Genomic DNA, 9,225 nt, shown 5'->3' on the forward strand with positions numbered 1-9,225 from the left:
GGCTATCAACGAGGTGGCGCTGTGGCGTCAATCGTACCAGACGGCCAAGATCCGCATCACCGTCGACGAACAGGTCCGGCTTGAGGAACTGAACTGCGACGGCGTCATGATCGCAACCCCGGCCGGGTCCACCGCCTACAATCTTTCGGCGCACGGGCCGATCCTGCCGCTCGACGCGCCGCTGCTGGCGCTGACCCCGGTCAGCCCGTTTCGCCCGCGCCGCTGGCGCGGCGCGCTGCTCTCCAACAAAGCGACGGTGCGCTTCGACATCCGCGAGCCGGAAAAGCGGCCGGTGAACGCCGCCGCCGACCATACCGAGGTCAAGGCGGTGACCTCGGTGACGGTGCGAGAATCACCCACGGCGACAGCAACGTTGCTGTTCGATCCCAATCATTCCTGGAACGAGCGTATTCTCGCCGAACAGTTCCGCTATTGAGCCGGCTCTGCGACCGACAGGTCGATTAAGCATCCCGATTAAGGTTACAACTTCACAATCGTGCCATTGCTGCCCGTTTCTGTTGACAAATCGAGGGCTTGCTCCTAATTGCAATACCGATCTTGCAGGCGCGTGGCGCTTGCCGCGACGCCATTAGACGCCGTTGCGCTTCCCCGAACCAGCCAAAGACAACAACACTTGTCCTCAGACACCACGACCGCTCAAGAAGCGTTGACCTTCGCAGACCTCGGCCTGTCGCCGAAGGTCCTTTCCGCAGTCACCGACGCCGGCTACACCCAGCCGACGCCGATCCAGGCTGGTGCGATCCCGCACGCCTTGCTCGGCAAGGATATTTTGGGCATCGCCCAGACCGGCACTGGCAAGACGGCTTCCTTCGTGCTGCCGATGCTGACCCGCCTCGAAAACGGCCGGGCCCGCGCCCGTATGCCGCGCACGCTGATCCTGGAGCCGACGCGCGAACTCGCCGCGCAGGTCGAAGAGAATTTCATCCGATATGGCAAGAACCACAAGCTCAACATCGCGCTCCTGATCGGCGGTGTCTCATTCGACGAACAGAACAAGAAGCTGGAGCGCGGCGTCGACGTGCTGATCGCGACGCCCGGCCGCCTGCTCGATCACCGCGAGCGCGGCAAGCTGTTGCTCAATGGCGTCGAGATCCTCGTCATCGACGAAGCCGACCGCATGCTCGACATGGGCTTCATTCCCGACATCGAGCGCATCTGCGAGATGATCCCGTTCACCAGGCAGACGCTGTTCTTCTCGGCGACGATGCCGCCGGAAATCACCAAGCTGACCGAGAAATTCCTGCATGCGCCGGTGCGCGTCGAGGTCTCGAAGGCCGCGTCCGCCGCCACCAACATCACCCAGCGGCTGGTCAAATCAGGCTCCAAGCCGTGGGACAAGCGCGAGACGCTGCGCAACCTGATCAAGGCCGAAGATGCCGAACTGAAGAACGCCATCATCTTCTGCAACCGCAAGGTCGAAGTGTCGGAACTGTTCCGCTCGCTGCTGAAGTATGATTTCGACGCCGGTGCGCTGCATGGCGACATGGACCAGCGCGCGCGCATGCAGATGCTGGCCAATTTCCGCGACGGCAAGCTGCGCTACCTCGTCGCTTCCGACGTCGCCGCGCGCGGCTTGGACATCCCCGACGTCAGCCATGTCTTCAACTATGACGTGCCGATCCATGCCGAGGATTATGTCCACCGTATCGGCCGTACCGGCCGCGCCGGACGCTCCGGAAAATCCTTCACCATCGCGACCAAGTCGGACACCAAATACATCGACGCCATCGAGCGGCTGATCGGCAATAAGATCGAATGGCATGATGGCGACTTGTCGACGGTGGTTGCCAGCGAAGGCGGCGAGGACGATGCTCCGCGCCGTGGCAAGGGCGCACCGCGCCGCGCCGGCCGCAAGGACGACGACCGCAGCAGGGAAAAGGGCGGCGAGCGCAAACCGCGCGAACGCCACGCCAAGCGCAGCGAAGACACGGCACCGGAAACAGTCCGCGAGGACCAGCCGGTGGCCGAGGTCGCAGCGGCAGCCGCCGACGTCGGCGAACGGCGCTCGCGCAAGGAAGCGATCCGTTCGGAAAACACCGAGCGCAAATCGTCCGATCGCAACGAACAGCGCGCACCGGAACGCGGCGATACCCGGCCGCAGCGAGACAACAGCCGCCCTGCCCGCCAACGTCACCAGGAAGACAACGATTCCACCGTTGGCTTCGGCGATGACATGCCGGCCTTCATGCGGATCGTCGCCAAGGTCTGATCCCGACCGCTTCGAAGGCAAGCCAGCCATCCGGCTTGCCTTCTCGGTAGAGCTCCAGCCTGGTTCGCCCGTTACATCGGCCCAGGCATCATCTTGGTCGGTTTTTCCAGCATCGGAAACTCGGCCTTCGAGCATTTCACGTTCGGGTTCGTCGGACTGAACATGCCGTTCGGATTGTCCCCGAGCCAGGCATGAAGGTCATAGTGGACGAACTCCTTCGGGATGAGAGGGTAGTGCCCCTCCATCGGCCCCATGAAGGTTTGGCCAAACAGCTTCGGAGGCTCCTTTATGTCCGGCGTCAGAGGCACCAGCCATTCCGCGCCCACCAGCCGCAAACCCTTCTTGGTCGGTTCATAGATCAGCACGTTGGGGTGCATCGGGTCGAGCTTCTGGCCGACACTCGGGACATTGACGAAGTGAATACCCATGGCGCCCTTCGGGTAATCCATCGCGCCCGCTATCTTTTCTCCGCTGTAGTAGACGCAGCCGACCGTCGACAGATAGAGGTCGCGGACGGCAGCGGTGTAATCCTCATATTTGGCGAGCGACTTTTTCAAGGCTTCGATGTCGGCCTTGTTGGGGTCCTCGGCCCGAGCCGAAGCAACGTTCAGCCACGCGCCTACCAAACCTGTTAAAACGAGGACGCCACAGCGCCCAAGGCTGGCTGTTCTTGTCATGCATTCCTCCCAGATTTCTGATCTGGCCGTGCAAGACCGAGGCGGAAAAATGCTGATTGCGCGGCCGATTACACCGCCTCATCCCCGCTGGACTGCCATGATGCTATTCCTTTCCATGGCCGCCGGAAAGCTATATTTTAGCAATAACTAAATCTATACCGTACCCATCCAGAGCGCCGATGTCAGCTCAAACAAAAACGGCCCCGCATGAGGGCCGTTTCGCATCCGCTTGCCGGACGGATCAGGTGAGCGGCGACAGCTGGATCTCGACGCGGCGGTTCTGGGCCCGACCTTCGGCTGTGGCATTGGATGCGACCGGACGTGTCTTGCCGAAGCCTGTGACGGCGAAGCGCCGCTGATCCACGCCCTGACCGGACAGATAGTTCGCCACCGCCAAAGCACGACGCTGCGACAAATCGAAATTGTGCTGGTCGCCACCGGTCGAATCGGTGTGGCCGAACACGTCGACCGTGGTCTGCTTGAACTTCTTCAGCACCAGCGCGACGGAGTTCAGGACCTGGTAGAAGCCGGGCTTCACCGCATCCTGATCCGAGTTGAAGGTGATGTCGGACGGCATGTTGAGGATGATCTGGTCGCCGCTGCGGGTGACGCTGACACCGGTGCCCTCGAGCTGCCGGCGCAGTTCGGCCTCGTTCTGGTCCATCGTGGCGCCGATGGCGCCGCCGGCCAGCGCGCCGATGCCGGCGCCGATCAGTGCGTTGCGGCGGTCGTTGCCACCGGCAAGCAGGCCAAGGCTGGCACCCGCCAGGGCGCCAAGGCCGGCGCCGGCCGCCGTGTTGGAAATCTTCTGGTCGCCTGTATACGGATCGGTGGTGGTGCAGGCGCTCACGAGCACAGCCGTCGCCACGACGACGAGCACAGTCTTTTTCATAGGATGGTCCCTCTCCAAGTCACGCCTTGCGGTGGCGCCAAATCAGCCCTTCCCGCGACTTGTACCATGAATTGCGGCGAAAAGCGGAACGGCAAAAGCGCCGTTCACGGCTTTTCCCGAGAGACCAATACCCGGTGGTGGCGCCGCATCGCCGTGCCGGAATTGTTTGGATAAGCTACCAGAGGTTCTTGCCGTCTATGACAACCACTTCGACCTTGTCGAGATCGAAATCATCGAACAGCCGCGAGTTGACGCTGATCTTGGGATTGTCGAAATCCGGCTCGCCTGTCGACCAGTCCGGCGTTTCGGTAAAGGTGCCGCAGCCGCAGGTGGCGCAAAACCCGTGCTTTACGGTCTTCGACCCCCAACGATAGAAAGAGACGTTCTCCATCGGGCTGGTGAGCTTGAATTGCGAAGGCACGTAATAGGCCCAGAGCGAGCCGCGTTTCGAGCAGAAAGAACAGGTGCATTGCGTCACCGTCTGCGGTGCTTGCGAAACCTCGAACGTCGTCGCCTTGCAATGACAGCTTGCCTTGATGGTCATCAACGAACTCCTCCTGTCGCCGCCACCCTGTGCGGCAAAGGCAGCATAAAGAGGTGCTCCTGACAACTGTCTGTCAGCAAGCATCACCCGGCGCTACCGCGACAGGCTGGTCTCAGCAAGCCCGTCCCGTCACACGCGCTCAGGCGGACTTCGGAATGCGTTCCTATCGTCAATAAGAGCGCGGCGGCACGAACAGGCAGATTGTCCTGCCGGCGTCGAGCCCCCCCTGGTGCGCGCACCAATGGAACTCGCCGTCCGGGCTGTCCTTGACACGCTTGTCGGTCATTGGAACGACCTCACCCGTTCCGGCGATGACATAGCCCTCGGGTTTCTCCAGCACTTCGCCTGTATGGGTCGTGCGACAATCATAGTTGGCGCAGCATGCGAACGGATAACTCCAGCCTTGTGGCTTTGCCGCCGTGGGCGTGGCGTCATGCGCGAAGGCAGGTGCCGTCAGCATTGCCATCGCGCCGATCGCGAACAGGGAAAACAAAAGTCGGCCAGCCGGTTGAACGGCATTGGCCGATCTGAGTGTGGCAGCAGACATGGAAACGTTCCTTTCAAACGAGCATCAAGCGTTTCGCTTGCCCGTTCCCGGAACGTATCTTCCCAGTGGCCGGATCGTCGGGTCGCAGATATGCCGCGTCCGGCCATAAATGCTTTTTCTCTCCCAGCCCTTGGATGCTGGGCTGATTCCTTGGTCGGCGCAAGAACATGCATTCCCGACATCGTTCTACAGACGTCAGGCATCCGCTACCGCCGACGAGATGAGGCCAAGGTCAATTCCCGGCAAACGGGCGTCGAATAAACGGGATTGGCCCGCTGTGGTTCCAGCCTATTGCTGGTCGGAGCCGGCAATCACGTGCTCTTGATACTGCGGCAGGTCATCGGTGATGGTGAACCAGCCCGCCTTCGAACCGACGAAGATGTGCTCGGTTGGACGAATGGATGGGTCGTCGACGAGCGTTCCCATGGCGACATGGACGTAGGCGCCGTCGCGCACGAGCGAATAAAGCAAGGAGACGCACTGGCAGCACTGCGCGTTGTGGCCGCTTTGGTCGCCGAAGATCAGGAGTTTGTCCTCGCCTTCGGTGAGGAGAAACTTTTCACGCTCGATACCGGCGAAAGGCTTGAATGCCGAACCGGTGGTGCGCCGGCAGTCCGAACAATGGCAATTCGCGGCATAGAGGAATTCGTCGGCCACCTCGTAGTGAACCGCGCCGCAAAAGCATTTTCCGGTGAGCTTGCTCGGCACTCTCTCCTCCATTGCTGTGGTGCGCAGGGGTATGTTCAGATGAGGCCAGGCCAGCCTCACCTGAATATGGGCATATCCTAGTCCAGGTCCGCCACGGCTTCGCCGGCACCGCCTTCGATGCGCTGCGACAACGAGGCTTCCATGAAATCGTCGAGGTCGCCATCGAGCACGCTCGACGGGCTGGTGCTCTCGACGCCGGTGCGGAGATCCTTCACCAACTGATAGGGCTGCAGCACATAGGAGCGGATCTGGTGGCCCCAGCCGATATCGCTCTTCGATGCTTCGGTGGCGTTTGCAACCGCCTCGCGCTTCTTCAGCTCTTCCTCGTAAAGGCGCGAGCGCAGCATCTCCCAGGCCTTGGCCTTGTTCTTGTGCTGCGAACGTTCGGCCTGGCAGGCGACCGCGATGCCAGTGGCCAGATGCGTGATGCGCACCGCCGAATCGGTGGTGTTGACGTGCTGGCCGCCCGAGCCGGACGAGCGATAAGTATCGATGCGGACGTCGGATTCGGAGACGTCGATCTCGATCGTGTCGTCGATGACCGGGTAGACCCAGACGCTGGCGAAGGACGTATGCCGGCGCGCATTGCTGTCATAGGGCGAAATACGCACCAGGCGATGAACGCCCGATTCCGTCTTCATCCAGCCATAGGCGTTGTGGCCTTTGATCATCAACGTGGCGGACTTGATGCCGGCCTCTTCGCCGTCATGCATTTCCAGCACTTCGACTTTGAAACGGCGCCGCTCGGCCCAGCGCGTGTACATGCGCAGCAGCATCGAGGCCCAGTCCTGGCTTTCGGTGCCGCCGGCACCGGCATGGATTTCGAGATAGGTGTCGTTGGAGTCTGCTTCACCCGACAGCAGCGTCTCGACCTGGCGGGCCTTCGCTTCGCCTTGCATCGAGCGGATCGCGGCTTCCGCCTCGGCGATCACGCCCTCATCGCGCTCTTCCTCGCCGAGTTCGATCAGGCCGATATTGTCTTCCAGCGCCTGCGTCAGACCTTTCACCGAGGCGATGCCTTCTTCGAGGCTCTGGCGTTCGCGCATCAGCTTTTGCGCTTCCAGCGGCTCGTTCCAGAGGCTGGCGTCCTCGGCGCGCACATTGAGGTATTCAAGCCGCTTTATGGCTTGATCCCAGTCAAAGATGCCTCCTCAGCAGGGTTATCGCCTGCCTGATCTCGTCGACAATATTCTGCGTTTCCGCGCGCATGGCTGGCTGTTCTGTCCTGTTTGCTGAAATCGGTCGGCGCGATACATAGGCACGCCGCCGCCGGCTGTAAAGCAAAATGGGCCGGCCCAAGGCCAGCCCATCCGCCCCTGAAAATCGTCAGTAGAGGCCGCCGCCGCCGGACTGGATAGCCTGATTGGCTTGCGGCGACAGCGCGCCACCGGTGGCATTGGAGCCGTCCGCGCCCATGCCGATCACCCAATAGCTGTCGGCGGGACCGGTGCCCGGCTTGAAGGCTTCGATGATGGTGCCGGGATCGCCCGATGCGGCACGCATGCCGGTCTTGCGATTGATGGCGACCAGGTTCATGCCTTCGGGGACCTTGAAGTCGACATTGGGCGTGCCGTCCAGCGCCACTCGCATGAAGTCCTTGAAGATCGGGGCTGCGAGGCCGCCACCGGTGGCGCCATGGCCGAGGCCGCGCGGCGTGTCATAGCCCATGTAGAGGCCGACGACGAGGTTGGGCGTGTAACCGATGAACCAGGCGTCCTTTTCATCGTTGGTGGTTCCGGTCTTGCCGGCGATGTGACGGCCGAGTTCGCCGATGGTGGCGCCGGTGCCGCGCTGCACGACGCCTTCCATCATCGAGGTGATCTGGTAGGCGGTCATCGGGTCGAGCACCTGCTCGGAATTGTCGACCAGCTCCGGCTCCGGCTGGTTCTGCCATTCCTGCGCATTGCAACCCTGGCAGCCACGTTCGTCCTGCTTGAACACCGTCTTGCCGTAGCGGTCCTGGATGCGGTCGATGAGCGACGGTTTGATCGACTTGCCGCCATTGGCCATGATCGAATAGGCCGACACCATGCGCATCACGGTGGTTTCGCCGGAACCCAGCGCCATTGGCAGATAGGGTGCCAGATGGTCGTAGACACCGAAGCGCTCGGCATATTCGACCACCAGCTTCATCCCCATGTCATTGGCAAGCCGCACCGTCATCAGGTTGCGCGACTTCTCGATGCCGGAGCGCAGGGTCGCCGGACCGGCGACGGTGCCGTCATAGTTCTTCGGCGTCCAGCTCGTGTTGCCGCTCTGGATCGTGATCGGCCCGTCCATGATCACCGAGGCCGGCGTATAGCCATTGTCGAGCGCTGCCGAATAGACGATCGGCTTGAACGAGGAGCCCGGCTGGCGCATGGCTTGCGTGGCGCGGTTGAATTCGGACTGCGCATAGGAGAAGCCGCCGACCATGGCCAGCACGCGGCCGGTGTGCGGGTCCATGGCGATCAGGCCGCCTTCCACTTCGGGCACCTGGCGCAGGCTGTAAGTGCCCTCGGCACCATCGTTTTTCTGCACGAAGATGACGTCGCCCGGCTTCAGCACCTCCGCCGGCGACTTGGCCTTGACGGTCTTGCCGGCGACCACATGGCGCATGGCAAAACCCATGTCCTCCTTGCTGATGGTGCCTTCGACGCGCTCCTTGACGATCTCGCCCGACGCCTGCCGTGCGGGCTGCAGGCCGATCGACAGGCCGGTCGCCGAACTGTCGAGCACGACGGCGAGCGACCATTCGGGAACATCCTCCAGTCCCTTGACGGCGCCAAGCGGCACGCCCCAGTCGCCCGAGACATCGATCGATGTCACCGGCCCGCGATAGCCGCGCAGCGTGTCGTATTTCATCAACCCGTTCTGCATCGATTTGCGGGCAATGAGCTGGATCTTCGGATCGAGCGTGGTGCGGACGGAGAGGCCGCCTTCGTAGAGCGCATTCTCGCCGTAGCGGGCGATGATCTGGCGGCGCACCTCTTCGGTGAAGTACTCGCCGGCGAACAGATAGGTGCCGCTGCGCCGCGGCGTCACGCCCAGCGGCTCGGCCTTGGCCTTGTTGCCTTCCTCACGCGTGACATAGCCGTTCTCGACCATCTGATCGATGACCCAGTTGCGGCGCTCGATCGCGCGATCGGCATGCTTGAAAGGGTGATAGTTGTTCGGCCCCTTGGGCAGGGAGGCCAGGTAGGCGGCCTCGGCCACGGACAGTTCGTTGACCGACTTGTCGAAATAGGTCAGCGCCGCACCGGCGACGCCATAGGCGCCGAAGCCGAAGAAGATTTCGTTGAGGTAGAGCTCGAGAATGCGATCCTTGGGATAGGCCTGCTCGATGCGGAAGGCGAGGATCATCTCCTTGATCTTGCGCTCGTAGGTCTGGTCCGAGGACAACAGGAAGTTCTTCGCCACCTGCTGGGTGATCGTCGAAGCGCCGACCTGGCGCCGGCCCGAGCCGAAATTCTGCAGGTTGACGATGATGGCGCGGCCGAGGCCGGTCACATCGATGCCCGGGTGATTGTAGAAATTCTTGTCTTCCGCCGACAGGAAGGCCGCCTTGACGCGGTCCGGAATGGCCTGGATCGGCAGATACAGGCGCCGTTCGCGCGCATATTCGGCCATCAGCGCGCCGTCGGACGC

At 62.1% G+C, this 9,225-nt stretch carries 9 protein-coding genes; 2 read left to right on the forward strand and 7 right to left on the reverse strand.

The window, feature by feature from the left end:
* The coding region (locus tag EN914_RS13430; protein WP_127389117.1) for an NAD kinase at positions 1-436 on the forward strand (436 nt) is incomplete at its 5' end.
* A gap of 198 nt (positions 437-634) precedes the next feature.
* Complete coding sequence (locus EN914_RS13435; RefSeq protein WP_024503893.1) at positions 635-2,230, forward strand: DEAD/DEAH box helicase; 1,596 nt, start codon at positions 635-637, stop codon at positions 2,228-2,230.
* Positions 2,231-2,301: 71 nt separating this feature from the next.
* Here EN914_RS13435 and EN914_RS13440 read toward each other — a convergent pair whose 3' ends face one another.
* The 7 genes from EN914_RS13440 to EN914_RS13470 form a co-directional block, all read right to left on the reverse strand.
* Complete coding sequence (locus EN914_RS13440) at positions 2,302-2,907, reverse strand: hypothetical protein (RefSeq protein WP_024503892.1); 606 nt, start codon at positions 2,905-2,907, stop codon at positions 2,302-2,304.
* A gap of 241 nt (positions 2,908-3,148) precedes the next feature.
* Positions 3,149-3,799 (reverse strand): OmpA family protein, encoded by a 651-nt coding sequence (locus EN914_RS13445; RefSeq protein WP_013531371.1) that lies wholly within the window; start codon positions 3,797-3,799, stop codon positions 3,149-3,151.
* Between the two features lie 175 nt (positions 3,800-3,974).
* Positions 3,975-4,343 (reverse strand): GFA family protein, encoded by a 369-nt coding sequence (locus EN914_RS13450; RefSeq protein ID WP_024503891.1) that lies wholly within the window; start codon positions 4,341-4,343, stop codon positions 3,975-3,977.
* A 169-nt stretch (positions 4,344-4,512) separates the two neighbouring features.
* Positions 4,513-4,890 (reverse strand): hypothetical protein, encoded by a 378-nt coding sequence (locus EN914_RS13455; RefSeq protein WP_013531369.1) that lies wholly within the window; start codon positions 4,888-4,890, stop codon positions 4,513-4,515.
* 288 nt (positions 4,891-5,178) lie between these two features.
* Positions 5,179-5,610 (reverse strand): GFA family protein, encoded by a 432-nt coding sequence (locus EN914_RS13460; RefSeq protein WP_164778734.1) that lies wholly within the window; start codon positions 5,608-5,610, stop codon positions 5,179-5,181.
* Between the two features lie 65 nt (positions 5,611-5,675).
* Positions 5,676-6,807, reverse strand: a protein-coding gene (gene prfB, locus EN914_RS13465; RefSeq protein ID WP_013531367.1) for a peptide chain release factor 2 whose coding sequence is annotated in 2 segments (ribosomal slippage) — positions 5,676-6,740 and positions 6,742-6,807 — 1,131 coding nt in all. Because the reading frame shifts where the segments join, the coding sequence is not laid out codon by codon here.
* Between the two features lie 117 nt (positions 6,808-6,924).
* On the reverse strand, positions 6,925-9,225 hold a 2,301-nt coding region (locus EN914_RS13470), incomplete at its 5' end, for a penicillin-binding protein 1A (protein ID WP_164778733.1).

The sequence above is a fragment of the Mesorhizobium sp. M7A.F.Ca.CA.001.08.2.1 genome (genome assembly GCF_003998455.1).
Lineage (GTDB): Bacteria > Pseudomonadota > Alphaproteobacteria > Rhizobiales > Rhizobiaceae > Mesorhizobium > Mesorhizobium ciceri.